Annotated in this window: 12 protein-coding genes and 1 riboswitch; of the genes, 8 read left to right on the forward strand and 4 right to left on the reverse strand. The window is 70.6% G+C overall.

Going from position 1 to position 13096, the window contains the following annotated elements:
- The first annotated feature begins 66 nt into the window (after window positions 1-66).
- The 7 genes from G3I65_RS17840 (at window position 67) to G3I65_RS17870 (ending at window position 9707) form a co-directional block, all read left to right on the forward strand.
- Entirely contained in the window at window positions 67-1359 is a 1293-nt protein-coding gene (locus G3I65_RS17840) for a helix-turn-helix transcriptional regulator (protein ID WP_160697105.1), read from the forward strand.
- A gap of 238 nt (window positions 1360-1597) precedes the next feature.
- Window positions 1598-1696: riboswitch (glycine riboswitch) on the forward strand.
- Window positions 1697-1735: 39 nt separating this feature from the next.
- Window positions 1736-4567 carry an aminomethyl-transferring glycine dehydrogenase gene (gene gcvP, locus G3I65_RS17845; protein WP_160697118.1) on the forward strand — a complete coding sequence of 944 codons (2832 nt, stop codon included), beginning with the start codon at window positions 1736-1738 and terminating at the stop codon, window positions 4565-4567.
- Between the two features lie 6 nt (window positions 4568-4573).
- Window positions 4574-5665, forward strand: coding sequence for a glycine cleavage system aminomethyltransferase GcvT (gene gcvT / locus G3I65_RS17850; RefSeq protein ID WP_160697106.1), 1092 nt, complete (start codon window positions 4574-4576; stop codon window positions 5663-5665).
- Window positions 5666-5675: 10 nt separating this feature from the next.
- Window positions 5676-6053, forward strand: coding sequence for a glycine cleavage system protein GcvH (gene gcvH / locus G3I65_RS17855; RefSeq protein WP_125306454.1), 378 nt, complete (start codon window positions 5676-5678; stop codon window positions 6051-6053).
- On the forward strand, window positions 6053-7327 hold the full coding sequence (gene glyA / locus G3I65_RS17860; RefSeq protein WP_160697107.1) for a serine hydroxymethyltransferase: 1275 nt from the start codon (window positions 6053-6055) through the stop codon (window positions 7325-7327). Before gcvH ends, glyA begins: the two co-directional genes overlap by 1 nt.
- Entirely contained in the window at window positions 7324-8325 is a 1002-nt protein-coding gene (gene lipA, locus G3I65_RS17865) for a lipoyl synthase (RefSeq protein ID WP_160697108.1), read from the forward strand. The genes glyA and lipA overlap by 4 nt, the downstream gene beginning before the upstream one ends.
- A gap of 14 nt (window positions 8326-8339) precedes the next feature.
- Window positions 8340-9707 carry an L-serine ammonia-lyase gene (locus tag G3I65_RS17870; protein WP_160697109.1) on the forward strand — a complete coding sequence of 456 codons (1368 nt, stop codon included), beginning with the start codon at window positions 8340-8342 and terminating at the stop codon, window positions 9705-9707.
- Here the strand turns inward: G3I65_RS17870 and G3I65_RS17875 are convergent, their stop codons facing one another.
- From G3I65_RS17875 to G3I65_RS17885, 3 genes are all read right to left on the reverse strand, one after another.
- Window positions 9708-10196: a hypothetical protein gene (locus G3I65_RS17875; RefSeq protein WP_160697110.1), complete on the reverse strand. Its 489-nt coding sequence runs from the start codon at window positions 10194-10196 to the stop codon at window positions 9708-9710.
- Window positions 10105-10773 (reverse strand): DUF433 domain-containing protein, encoded by a 669-nt coding sequence (locus G3I65_RS17880; protein ID WP_160697111.1) that lies wholly within the window; start codon window positions 10771-10773, stop codon window positions 10105-10107. The genes G3I65_RS17875 and G3I65_RS17880 overlap by 92 nt, the downstream gene beginning before the upstream one ends.
- 87 nt (window positions 10774-10860) lie before the next feature.
- Window positions 10861-11088, reverse strand: a complete 228-nt coding sequence (locus G3I65_RS17885; RefSeq protein WP_160697112.1) for a hypothetical protein — start codon at window positions 11086-11088, stop codon at window positions 10861-10863.
- 99 nt (window positions 11089-11187) lie between these two features.
- Here G3I65_RS17885 and G3I65_RS17890 point away from each other — a divergent pair, with 99 nt between their 5' ends.
- Entirely contained in the window at window positions 11188-11913 is a 726-nt protein-coding gene (locus G3I65_RS17890) for a FadR/GntR family transcriptional regulator (RefSeq protein ID WP_163046711.1), read from the forward strand.
- A 31-nt stretch (window positions 11914-11944) separates the two neighbouring features.
- Here the strand turns inward: G3I65_RS17890 and G3I65_RS17895 are convergent, their stop codons facing one another.
- Entirely contained in the window at window positions 11945-12883 is a 939-nt protein-coding gene (locus G3I65_RS17895) for an NADP-dependent oxidoreductase (protein ID WP_160697113.1), read from the reverse strand.
- Between the last annotated feature and the right edge of the window lie 213 nt (window positions 12884-13096).

A 13096-nucleotide genomic window follows, 5' to 3' on the forward strand; every position in this document is an offset into this window, starting at 1 on the left:
CAGCGTCGGGCGGCCGTGGGCGATTTGTCCCTGCACAAAGCTAGCGGGTTTCGTTAGCTTTGTGAGGTGACGCACTGGCGCGCCGACGAGTGGGCGGAAGCGGTCCGGACGGGCATCCGCGCGAGGGGGCTCTCGCTCGACGAGGCCGCCCGCCGGATCGGCGTTCCGACGTCGACGCTGCGCAGCTGGATCGAACACCGGCACGCGCCGAAGGTGACCGTCTTCGACCACTGGGCCCAGCTCGCCGAGGTCACCGGCCTCGGCGAGGCCGAGCTGCTGCGCGTCGCCGGGGTCCTGCCCGACTCGCTCGCGTCGCCGGTGCACGTCGCGCAGGCGGCGAAGGCGCTGCGGGAGGGCATCGACCAGGCCGGGCAGTTCCTCCGGCAGGCCACCGCGCTCGTCTACTCCTCGCCCGGCACGCAGGTGGCGAACGCCATCGCGGCGTCGCCGATCGACTGGGAGATGCGGATCCGCTCGGCCACCCGCGGCGACGAGGTCCGCGTCACCTACCACCACTACGTCGGGGTCGTGCCGCCGCGGGACTTCCCGTACGACGACGCCGAGGCGCGCCGGATCCTCGAGCACGACGTCCTCGGCGAGCTGTGGCGGCCGCTCGGGCTCTACTGGCGGGTCGCCGAGGTGCACGACTGGCACGAGCCGCCGCGGCTGGTCATCCAGGTGCCGGAGCAGGAGGCGACGCGCCCGCCCGCGCCGTCGCCGGTGGTCGCCGCGCCGCCGGTCGTGGTGCTGTCGCCGATCTGGGGGTACGGCGAGCTGCTGGCGTCGCTGATCGCCGACGGCCTCGGGTTCGGCAACGTCGACTTCCGCTACTCCGGCCTCCCGGACGCTATGGCCGACCGCGTCCGGATCACCGCCCGCGAGCTGGCCGAACCCGCGCCGCGGCTGGTGCACTCGGTGCCGCCGATCATGCTGCTGCACGGCCTCGCGGTGCCGGACCTGACCGGGCGCCTCCCGGTGGTCGTCCGCTACGGGCCGCGGATGCGGGCGCGGGCGGCGCGTATCTACCGGTCGGCGCTGCTCGAAGCCGGGTTCACCGACCCGCTCGACGGCGCCCGCGCGATCGAGGCGGCGATCTCGGTGCCGCCGGGCTGCGCGCACTACGAGGTGACCCTGGCCGACGAGGACGTCTTCGACGGCGACCGGCCGTCCCTGGACCGGCTCAACGACGCGGTGGCGTGGCACGCGGAGCAGATCGTGGAGCAGGTGCTGCTGGGTGCCGGCCACCCGCCGGTGCCGCTCGGCGGGCCGCTGAAACGCCTGGTCCTGCCCTCGGGCCGGGTCCGGCGGCCGCCCGCGCTGGCCGGTCAGGTGGTCCGCCGGGTCGCCGAAACGACGTGAATGACTCATTCATGTCACCGGACGACAGGAATGAGTCATTCACGTCGTCGAGTGCCGGTCGAGGATCACTGTGGCGTTGGCCAGGTTGAGTAGACGCCCGCCGGAACCGGCAGGTACCGTAACCGCCACAACTGCAGATCGGGCCGTCGAGCCGAGGCGGGAGAGCCCTCACGAACGTGGTGGGGCACCGAAGGAGCAAACTCCCCGGAATCTCTCAGGTAACCGCTACCGCTTCGCGCGAGGCCACTCTGGAAAGCAGGCGCACCCGCGCCTCACCCAAGGTGAAAGCCGTGTCTCCCACGGTGAAACTCTCAGGTGCCATGACAGAGGGGGAGTTCCCAGCGCACCGTTGTGTGCCCGGCCCGAGGAGCTCCCGATCACTTCAACGCAGTTCGACGCCCGCCACATCGGCCCGTCCGAGGCCGAGCGCGCGAAGATGCTGGCCGAATGCGGCTACAGCAGCCTGGACGCCCTCGTCGGCGCCGCCGTCCCCAGCGCCATCCGCGCGACCCGCGAACTCACGCTCCCGCCCGCCGCGTCCGAAGAGGACGCCACCGCGGAGCTGCGCGCCCTCGCCGCGCGCAACCGGCCGATGACGCAGATGATCGGCCTCGGCTACTCCGACACCGTGACGCCCGGCGTGATCCGCCGCAACGTCCTCGAGAACCCGGCCTGGTACACCGCGTACACGCCCTACCAGCCGGAAATCTCCCAGGGCCGGCTCGAAGCGCTCCTCAACTTCCAGACGATGGTCGCCGACCTGACCGGCCTGGCCACCGCGAACGCCTCGCTGCTGGACGAGTCGACCGCCGTCGCCGAAGCCGTCACGCTGATGCGCCGCGCGTCGAAGTCGAAGTCGAACAAGGTCGTCCTGGACGCCGAGTGCCTGCCGCAGACCATCGCCGTCGTGCGCACCCGCGTCGAGGCCCTCGGCATCGAGGTCGAGGTCCGCGACCTGCTGACCGGCCTGCCGGACGAGTTCTTCGGCGTCGTCGTCCAGTACCCGGGCGCGTCCGGCGTGCTGCGCGGCCGCGGCTTCTACCACGCGATTTCCGAGTCGGCGAAGGCCGCGGGCGCGCTGTTCACCGTCGCCGCCGACCTCCTCGCGCTCACCCTGATCACCGCGCCCGGCGAGTTCGGCGCCGACGTCGCCGCGGGTTCGACCCAGCGCTTCGGCGTCCCGCTCGGCTACGGCGGCCCGCACGCCGGGTACATGTCCGTCCGCGCCGGGCTCGAGCGCTCGCTGCCCGGGCGCCTGGTCGGCGTCTCGGTCGACGCCGACGGCAACAACGCCTACCGCCTCGCCCTGCAGACCCGTGAGCAGCACATCCGCCGCGAGAAGGCGACGTCCAACATCTGCACCGCGCAGGTCCTCCCGGCCGTGCTGGCCGCGATGTACGCGGTCTACCACGGCCCGGACGGCCTCAAGCGGATCGCCCAGCGCGTCCACGGCCTCGCCGCGGGCTTCGCGGCCGCGCTCCGCAAGACCGGCGTCGAGGTCGTGCACGAGTCGTTCTTCGACACCGTCGTCGCGCACGTCCCGGGCCAGGCCGCCGAGGTCCACGCGGCCGCCCGCGAGGCGGGCATCAACCTCGGGCACGTCGACGCCGACCACGTCCGCGTCGCGTTCGACGAGGTCAGCACCCCGGCGATCGCCGCGAAGGTCCTTCGCGCGTTCGGCGTCGAGGAAGACGTCCAGGACGGTGTCGCGCTGCCGAACGGCCTGGCCCGCGAGAGCGGCTTCATGGGCCACGAGGTCTTCGGCACCCACCGCTCCGAGACGGCGATGCTGCGCTACCTGCGCAAGCTGTCCGACCTGGACTACGCGCTCGACCGCGGCATGATCCCGCTCGGCTCCTGCACGATGAAGCTCAACGCCACCACCGAGATGGAGCCGATCAGCTGGCGCGAGTTCGCCGGCATCCACCCGTTCGCGCCGGCCGAGGACGCCGCCGGGTACCACACGCTGGTCGAGCAGCTGGCCGGCTGGCTGGCCGAGGTCACCGGCTACGACAAGGTGTCGCTGCAGCCGAACGCGGGCAGCCAGGGCGAGCTGGCCGGGCTCCTCGCGATCCGCGCGTACCACCGCGCGAACGGCGACGAGGCCCGCGACGTCTGCCTGATCCCTTCGAGCGCGCACGGCACCAACGCCGCGTCCGCGGTGCTCGCCGGGATGCGCGTGGTCGTCGTCAAGTGCACCGACGAGGGCAACGTCGACCTGGCCGACCTGCGCGCCAAGGTGGACGCCCACCGCGGCACCCTCGCCGCGATCATGGTCACCTACCCGTCCACGCACGGCGTGTACGAGCACGACATCGACGAGCTGGCCAAGATCGTCCACGACGGCGGCGGCCAGGTGTACGTCGACGGCGCGAACCTCAACGCCCTGCTGGGACTGGCCAAGCCGGGCGAGTTCGGCGGCGACGTCTCGCACCTGAACCTGCACAAGACGTTCTGCATCCCGCACGGTGGCGGCGGCCCCGGCGTCGGCCCGGTCGCGGTGCGCGCGCACCTCGCGCCGTACCTGCCGAACCACCCGCTGCTGGAGGCGGCCGGCCCGGAGACCGGCGTCGGCCCGATCAGCGGCGCGCCGTACGGCTCGGCGTCGATCCTGCCGATCTCCTGGGCGTACGTCCGGATGATGGGCGCGCCCGGCCTGACCGCCGCGACGAAGGTCGCCGTGCTGGCCGCGAACTACGTCGCCTCGCGCCTCGCGCCGCACTACCCGGTGCTCTACACCGGCCAGGACGGCCTGGTCGCCCACGAGTGCATCCTCGACCTGCGGCAGCTCACCAAGGAGACCGGCGTGACGGTCGACGACGTCGCCAAGCGGCTCATCGACTACGGCTTCCACGCGCCGACCATGTCGTTCCCGGTCGCGGGCACGCTGATGGTCGAGCCGACCGAGTCCGAGGACCTGGGCGAGATCGACCGGTTCATCGCCGCGATGATCGCCATCCGCGCCGAGATCGACGAGGTCGCTTCCGGCAAGTGGACCGCGGAGGAGTCGCCGCTGCGGGGCGCCCCGCACACCGCCGAGACGCTGGTCGGCGAGTGGGACAAGGCCTACGACCGCGAGCTGGCCGTGTACCCGGCGGGTGTTTCGCGCAAGAACAAGTACTGGCCCCCGGTGCGTCGCATCGACGGCGCCCGCGGCGACCGTAACCTCGTGTGCTCCTGCCCGCCCCTCAACGCTTACGAAGGCTGAGCCTCAGTGTCCAAAGAGACCTCCCTGCACGGAGTCCACAAGGGACTCGGTGCGCTGTTCACCGACTTCGCCGGCTGGTCCATGCCGGTCCGCTACGCCAGCGAACTGGCCGAGCACAAGGCCGTCCGCGAGGCGGCCGGGCTGTTCGACCTCTCGCACATGGCCGAAATCCACGTCACCGGCAAGCAGGCGGCCGACGTCCTGGACTTCGCGCTGGTCGGCAACCTGACCGGGGTCAAGCCGGGCCGGGCGCGGTACACGATGATCTGCAACTCCGAGGGCGGGGTCCTCGACGACCTGGTCGTCTACCGGCTGGCCGACGAGCACTACCTGGTCGTCGCCAACGCGGGCAACGCGCAGGTCGTCGCGGACGCGCTGGCCGAGCGGGTCGCGGGCTTCGACGCCGTCGTCGACGACCGCAGCGAGACCACCGCGCTGATCGCCGTCCAAGGGCCGAAGGCCGTCGAAATCCTGGCCGCGGTCACCGACGCCGACCTCGCCGCGCTCAAGTACTACGCCAGCGTCCCGGCGGTCGTGAAGGGCCACGACGTCCTGCTCGCCCGCACCGGCTACACCGGCGAAGACGGCTTCGAGCTGTTCGTCAACGCCGACGAAGCCCCGGCGATCTGGCGCATCCTCACCGAGGCGGGGGAGGGCCACGGCCTGGTCCCGGCCGGGCTGGCCTGCCGCGACACCCTGCGGCTGGAAGCCGGGATGCCGTTGTACGGCAACGAACTCACCGTCGAGCAGAGCCCGTTCGAGGCCGGGCTCGGCCGCGTCGTCAAGTTCGAGAAGCCGGGCGACTTCGTCGGCCGCGCGGCGCTGGAGGAGCGGTCCAAGCAGGACGTCCCGCGCGTGCGCGTCGGCCTTCGCGGGTCGGGTCGCCGTGCCCCGCGCCACGGCTACAAGCTGCTGGCCGACGGCGTCGAGATCGGCGAGGTCACCAGCGGCGCGCTGTCACCGACGCTGGGTTACCCGATCGCCATGGCGTACGTCGATCGGGCATACACCGAGCCCGGCACCGAGCTGTCCGTCGACATCCGGGGCAGGATCGAGCCCGTCGAGGTCGTCGCCCTTCCCTTCTACTCCCGCGCGTAAAGGACTTCCTGTGAGCATCCCCGAGAACCTGCAGTACACGAAGGAACACGAGTGGCTGTCCGTCGAGGACGGCATCGCCACCGTCGGCATCACCGCCTTCGCCGCCGAGTCGCTCGGTGACATCGTGTTCGTCCAGCTGCCCGACGCCGGGTCGACGATCACCGCCGGCGAGGTGTTCGGCGAGGTCGAGTCGACCAAGTCGGTCAGCGAGCTGTACGCGCCGGTCTCCGGCGAGGTCGTCGAGGTGAACGGCACCACATCGGACACCCCCGAGGTCATCAACTCCGACCCGTACACCGAAGGATGGCTCCTGAAGGTGCGTCTGACCGGGGACGTGCCCGAGCTGCTCGACGCCGCCGCGTACGCCGCGCACACCCAGGAGAACTGATGCCGACTTTCGACGCCCACCTCGCCGACGTCGACCCCGAGGTCGCCGCCGCCGTCGCGGACGAGCTGACCCGCCAGCAGTCCACCCTGGAAATGATCGCGTCGGAGAACTTCGCCCCGGTGGGCGTGCTCGAGGCGCAGGGCTCGGTGCTGACCAACAAGTACGCCGAGGGCTACCCGGGCCGCCGCTACTACGGCGGCTGCGAGCACGTCGACGTCGTCGAGCAGCTCGCCATCGACCGCGCGAAGGCCCTCTTCGGCGCCGAGCACGCCAACGTCCAGCCGCACTCGGGCGCGCAGGCCAACGCGGCCGCGATGTTCGCCGTGCTCAAGCCGGGCGACACGATCCTCGGCCTCGACCTGGCCCACGGCGGCCACCTGACGCACGGGATGAAGATCAACTTCTCGGGCAAGCTCTACAACGTCGTCGCCTACCACGTCGACAAAGAGACCGGGATCGTCGACCTCGCCGAGATCGAGCGCCTGGCCGTCGAGCACCAGCCGAAGCTGATCATCGCCGGCTGGTCCGCCTACCCGCGTCAGCTCGACTTTGCCGAGTTCCGCCGGATCGCGGACCTCGTCGGCGCGCGGTTGATGGTGGACATGGCGCACTTCGCCGGCCTGGTCGCGGCCGGGCTGCACCCGTCGCCGGTGCCGCACGCCGACATCGTCACCACGACCACGCACAAGACCCTCGGCGGCCCGCGCGGCGGCCTGATCCTGTCGCGCGAGGAGCTGGCGAAGAAGATCAACTCGGCGGTGTTCCCGGGCCAGCAGGGCGGGCCGCTCGAACACGTCATCGCCGCCAAGGCGGTCGCGCTGAAGATCGCCGCGAGCGACGAGTTTCGCGAGCGTCAGGAGCGCACCCTCGAAGGTTCGCGGATCCTGGCCGCGCGGCTGTCGCAGTCGGACTGCGCTTCGGCTGGGGTGCGCGTCCTGACCGGTGGCACCGACGTCCACCTGGTGCTCGTCGACCTGGTCCAGTCCACTCTGGACGGTCAGCAGGCCGAGGACCGGCTGCACGAGGTCGGCATCACGGTCAACCGCAACGCCGTCCCGTTCGACCCGCGCCCGCCGATGATCACGTCGGGCCTGCGCATCGGCACGCCGGCGCTCGCCACCCGCGGCTTCCAGGCCGAGGACTTCGCCGAGGTCGCCGACGTCATCGCCGAGGCGCTGAAGCCGGACTTCGACGACGCTCTGCGTTCGAAGCTGCGTGACCGCGTCGAGGCGCTGGCCGCGAAGCACCCGTTGTACGCGGACCTTTCGCGATGAGCGCGCTGCCCGAGGGCCGGAAGCTGCTGCGGCTGGAAGTCCGCAACAGTGAGACGCCGATCGAGAAGAAGCCGCCGTGGATCAAGACGCGGGTGCGGATGGGGCCGGAGTTCACCGAACTCAAGGGTCTCGTGCGCCGTGAGGGTCTGCACACGGTGTGTGAAGAGGCGGGTTGTCCCAACATCTACGAGTGCTGGGAAGACCGTGAGGCCACGTTCCTGATCGGTGGGGACCAGTGCACGCGGCGGTGTGATTTCTGCCAGATCGACACGGGAAAGCCCGCTGCCCTCGACCGCACGGAGCCGCGGAAGGTCGCGGAGTCGGTGCAGGCGATGGGGTTGCGGTACTCGACGGTCACCGGTGTCGCCCGGGATGACCTGGAGGATGGTGGCGCGTGGTTGTACGCGGAGACCGTCCGGCAGATTCATGAGTTGAACCCGGGTACGGGTGTCGAGTTGCTGATCCCGGACTTCAACGCGGATCCGGCGCAGTTGGCCGAGGTGTTCGGGTCGCGGCCGGAGGTGTTGGCGCACAACGTGGAGACGGTGCCGCGGATCTTCAAGCGCATCCGTCCCGGCTTCCGGTACGCGCGTTCGCTGGAAGTCATCACGAAGGCGCGTGAGTTCGGCCTGGTGACGAAGTCGAACTTGATCCTGGGCATGGGCGAGACCCCGGACGAGGTCGCGCCGGCCATGCAGGATCTGGTCGACGCGGGGTGCGAGATCTTGACGATCACGCAGTACCTGCGTCCGTCTGCTCGGCACCACCCGGTGGATCGGTGGGTGAAGCCGGAGGAGTTCGTCGAGCATTCGCAGGCGGCGGAGGCGATGGGCTTCGCGGGTGTGATGGCGGGGCCGCTGGTCCGGTCGTCGTACCGCGCGGGACGGCTCTACGCGCAGACCAAGGGTTACCGTGGAGAGGAGCTGCCGGAGAACCTGCGGCACCTCGCCGACCAGGGCCCGGCCGCGCAAGAAGCCAGCTCACTGCTGGCGCGATAGGAAGGGGCGGATCAATGGCGATCAGCGTCTTCGACCTGTTTTCCATCGGCATCGGCCCGTCGAGCAGCCACACCGTCGGGCCGATGCGGGCGGCACTGACCTTTGTGGACGGACTCGGCGACGACCTCGCGCGGACGTCCCGCGTCCAGGCCGAGCTGTTCGGCTCGCTCGGCGCGACCGGGTTCGGCCACGGCAGCGACAAAGCCGTCCTGCTCGGGCTTTCCGGTGAACGTCCCGAAGAGATCGACACGGACACCGTGCCGGGGCGCATCGCGGAGATCCGCGAGTCCGGCCGGCTGCGGCTGGCCGGCACGCGCGAGATCGCGTTCGACGAGGACAACGACCTCACCATGCACCGGCGCAAGTCGCTGCCCGCGCACCCGAACGGCATGGTGTTCCGGGCGTTCGACGGGTCGGGTTCGCTGCTGCGGGAGCGCACGTACTACTCGGTCGGCGGCGGGTTCGTCCGCGACGAGTCGTACGAGACGGACACGGTGTTCGTCGAGGACTCGACGCCGGTCCCGTACCCGTTCCGCACGGGCGCGGACCTGCTCGGGCACTGCGCCGCCACCGGGATGCCGATCAGCGAGGTCATGCTGGCGAACGAGCTGGCGTGGCGGTCTCGTGAAGAGGTGCGGTCCGGGCTGCTGGACATCTGGGCGGTCATGGCGGAATGCGTCCGCAACGGCTGCACGCACGAAGGCGTCCTGCCGGGCGGGCTGAAGGTGCCGCGGCGCGCGAAGTCGCTGCACGAAAAGCTGCTGGCCGAGGACGGCGCGGACGACCCGTTGTACGCCATGGACTGGGTGAGCCTGTACGCGCTGGCGGTCAACGAGGAGAACGCGGCGGGCGGCCGGGTCGTCACGGCCCCGACCAACGGCGCGGCGGGCATCATCCCGGCGGTGCTGCACTACTACCAGCGCTTCATCCGCCACTCGACCGACGACGGCATCGTGAAGTTCCTGCTCACCGCGGGCGCGATCGGCTCGATCCTCAAGCAGACGGGCTCGATCTCCGGCGCCGAGGTCGGCTGCCAGGGCGAAGTCGGCTCGGCGTCGGCGATGGCGGCGGCGGGGTTGACGGAGGTCCTCGGCGGCTCGCCGGCCCAGGTCGAGAACGCGGCGGAGATCGGCGTGGAGCACCACCTGGGGCTGACGTGCGACCCGGTCGGCGGCCTGGTCCAGATCCCGTGCATCGAGCGCAACGCGGTGGGCGCGTCGAAGGCGATCCACGCGGCCCGCATGGCGATGCGCGGCGACGGCAGCCACGTGGTGACGCTGGACAAGGCGATCAAGACGATGCGCGAGACAGGCGCGGACATGAGCGTTAAGTACAAGGAAACCGCCCGTGGCGGACTGGCGGTGAACGTCATCGAGTGCTGATCAGCGTCTTCGTTTCCGCACTACGAAGCGCTCGACTCCATGCCGCGTGATCTTCCAAACGTCCGGAGTCCGATCAGCCGACAGCGTGATGATGTTCGTGAGGTTTGTTTCGACGAGGTGCAAGAGGAGGTCGCGGGTCGCTTCGCCGGGAAGGTAGAACATGTGCACCTTCGCGGAGCGGTACGCGGCCAACTCGTCAGGGCGTTCCATGATCTTGGCGTCCCGGTTCAGGACGACCCAGCCGGTTCCTGCGATCCGGCCCAGCCATTCGGTGTCTGCCGCGCCGAGCGATTCGGCGCGGGTGCCGAACACCTCCGGCGGAGTGTGGCAGGTGTAGCCGAGGTTGGTCAGAAAACGCCGCACGCTACGGGTAACGGCATTCTCGTCGAGGTAGAACTCAGGCGGCGCGGCCCAGGAGCACGCGTGCGGCGGCTCGGACGGCTTCGATGCCGATTCCGTGTTCTTCGGCGACGACGGCAGGTTCTTCACCTGCTCTCAGCATGGCCGCGACGTTGGAGACACGGGCGCCGGAGCCCACGAAGACCGGCTGTCCCGACGACCGGTAGGGGTCGATGGCGACTTTCGACGGTTCGAAAGTCCTGAGCTTCAGGTGGTTCGGGTAGTCGTCGGTGCCGAAGCCCACGTATGTCAGGTAATCCTGGACGATTTCGCGAATCACCGTCTGGCCGGAACGCCCTTCGATCAGCCCTGCCCCGGCTTCGGTCTTGGAGAAGTCCCAGAGCACCGAGATCCCATCGGTCACCAGTGCGGGCGACACGAGGACGTACTCGCGTCCGAACTCGTTCTGCAGCTTCTTGAGAGCCGGCCGGATTTTCTGCGGGCGGACGCCGGCTTGCCGGAGGCCCTCCAGAACCCACGCTTCGGCGAGGGCGATGAACGGAACGCTGGCCTGCCGAATGCTTTCCGGCTCGGAGACGTGGAGGAGCGGACCGCCGTGGGGATAGCCGCGCGCCCAGCGATGAAACGTTTGCTGCGGGATCCCCAGGTGCCGAGCGGCATCGGTCATGCTCATCAGCGGCCGGGCGAACCTCACGTCGTCATCCACGCGTCCTCCTCTCGGACACGACTATACTGCTCGATCGCTGAGGGTGATCACCAGACACGCGCGGCGACAGTGTGCTGGACCGAGGAGTCAGTTCCGCTGCTCGTCCTCGGTCGCCAGCCGCAACCCGACTTCGACCAGGGTCCAGCCGAACTGCTGGCGTCTCGTGCCCGTGCGGCGTCTCGGCGTCGCCCGGCCGGGAGGGCGGTTGCGCACGCCGTGGCGCAGCTCGTTCTCCCGTTCGTGGACCAAGTCCTCGGCCATCAGGAAGTGCACCGGATCGCCCCCTGCGTCGATGTTCGGTGTCGGTCGCTCCATCGTCGCTCACCGTGGCCGTCCGGATCCAGCGGTTTTCCGGGCGGCGAACACCCCGGTGTGAACACTCGGTGACGAACACCGGGGGCCTAGACTCGCGGGATGGAGTCGACCTCGGTGGCGAACGCCGGTGAAGCGCTGTTCCGGCCGGTTCGCGCGGGCAACGCCTTCGAGGAGACCGTCGAGCGGCTGCTGCAGGCGATCCGGCTCGGGGTGGTCGGCGCGGGGGAGCGGCTGCCCTCGGAACGGGAGCTGGCCGAGCGGCTCGGCGTCAGCCGCGTGACACTGCGGGAAGCCATCCGCGCCCTAGCCGACGCCGGTTACGTGGAGTCACGGCGGGGCCGGTACGGCGGCACGTTCGTGAACGACAGCCTCCCCGCACCCTCCGAGAAGTCACCCAGCGGCAAGGTCGACGCCGTCGCACTCGAGGACGCGCTGAGCCTCCGCTACGTCCTCGAAACCGGCGCCGCCGAGATGGCCGCCGCGCGTTCGCTGAGCCCCGCCGACCGCCAGCACCTCACCGGCACGCTCGCCGAGGCCGCGGGCGCCAACCTCGACGACTACCGCCGCAAGGACTCCCGCCTGCACCTGGCAATCGCCGAGGTCACCGCATCCGGCTCCCTGACCACGGCGATGGCCGACGCCCGCACCCGCGTCAACCAGCTGCTCGACCGCATCCCGCTGCTCCCGCCCAACCTCGAGCACTCGAACGCCCAGCACGAAGCCATCGTCGACGCGATCCTGGCGGGCGACGCGGTCGCGGCGCGGCAGGCGATGGCGGAGCACATCGAGGGGACGGCGTCCCTGCTGCGCGCGTTCCTGTCCTGACCGCGGCGTGCTCCTCGCGCCTTGCTGATCTTCAGGCTGGGACGACAACGACCTTCCCGTGCACCCCGCCCTCAGCCGCCCGCGCGTGCAGTGCCGCCAGTTCCGGCAGTGCCACCCGCTCCGCGACCTCCACCCGCAGCTCGCCCCGCTCGACCAGCGCCACCAGCTTCGCCAGCTGCTCCGCATCACTGCGGACGAACAGGTCGACCCCCCGCACACCCCGTGCCTCGTCGGACGGCGCCGGCATCCACACCGTCGTGTTCACCAGCACCCCGCCCGGCCGGATCACCGCCACCAGCGCCGCCAGCTCCGACGGGTCGACCGGGGCCAGGTTGAGCACCACGTCCACCGGCTCCGTCACCGTCGCGGGCACCGAAACCGCCGTGTGGTCGATGATCTCGTCGGCGCCCGCCGCCTTGACCGCGTCGCCGCTGCGGGGGCCCGCCGTCGCGATGACGTGGGCGCCCGCCTCCTTGGCCAGCTGCACCGCGTAGCCGCCGACCGCGCCGCCGGCTCCGTTGATCAGCACGCGCTGACCGGCGGTCAGCCCGGCGTGGTCGAACAGCGCCTGGTACGCGGTCAGCCCCACCAGCGGCAACGCCGCGGCGTCGGCCAGCGGGACGTTCGCCGGTGCCGGCGTGAGGACCGACGCCGGGGCGACGACGTACTCCGCGGCCGCGCCCGCGCCGTCCATCGGGAGGAAGCCGACGACCCGGTCGCCGACCGCGAGGCCGTCGACGCCTTCGCCCAGCTCGTCGACCGTGCCCGCGACGTCGATGCCGGGGGTGTGCGGCAGCTCGACGGGGATCGGGCCGCGCATGAAACCGCCGCGGATGTTGCCGTCGACCGGGTTGAACGACGTCGCGGCGACGCGCAGCCGGACCTGCCCGGCGGCGGGGACCGGGAGGTCCGCGTCCTCGTAGCGCAGGACGTCGGGGGTGCCGTAGTCGTGGAAACGCACTGCCTTCATGGGACTTCTCGCTTTCGGGAAAAGCTTCGAATTCGAAGCAACTGAAGAGCACAGTACAACTGCTTCGAATTCGAAGCAAGTGACGCCGGTCACCGCGATCCACCCGGGACCCAGGATCGTGGCCGCGGCCCCGGTCAGCCTGGGCCGGTTTGGCCCACCCTGAGCACGGCCGGCCCGCGGGCGGCGCGGACGACCTCGCCGAGGCGGGCCGCG

It is taken from the genome of Amycolatopsis sp. SID8362 (assembly GCF_010550475.1).
GTDB classification, from domain to species: domain Bacteria; phylum Actinomycetota; class Actinomycetes; order Mycobacteriales; family Pseudonocardiaceae; genus Amycolatopsis; species Amycolatopsis eburnea.

What these genes read in the sequence shown, in the direction of transcription:
- lipA (WP_160697108.1), top strand. Translation starts at nt 7,324, where the DNA reads ATGAGCGCGCTGCCCGAGGGCCGGAAGCTGCTGCGGCTGGAAGTCCGC.
- G3I65_RS17895 (WP_160697113.1), bottom strand. Translation starts at nt 12,883, where the DNA reads ATGAAGGCAGTGCGTTTCCACGACTACGGCACCCCCGACGTCCTGCGC.
- G3I65_RS17890 (WP_163046711.1), top strand. Translation starts at nt 11,188, where the DNA reads ATGGAGTCGACCTCGGTGGCGAACGCCGGTGAAGCGCTGTTCCGGCCG.
- glyA (WP_160697107.1), top strand. Translation starts at nt 6,053, where the DNA reads ATGCCGACTTTCGACGCCCACCTCGCCGACGTCGACCCCGAGGTCGCC.
- G3I65_RS17870 (WP_160697109.1), top strand. Translation starts at nt 8,340, where the DNA reads ATGGCGATCAGCGTCTTCGACCTGTTTTCCATCGGCATCGGCCCGTCG.
- G3I65_RS17885 (WP_160697112.1), bottom strand. Translation starts at nt 11,088, where the DNA reads ATGGAGCGACCGACACCGAACATCGACGCAGGGGGCGATCCGGTGCAC.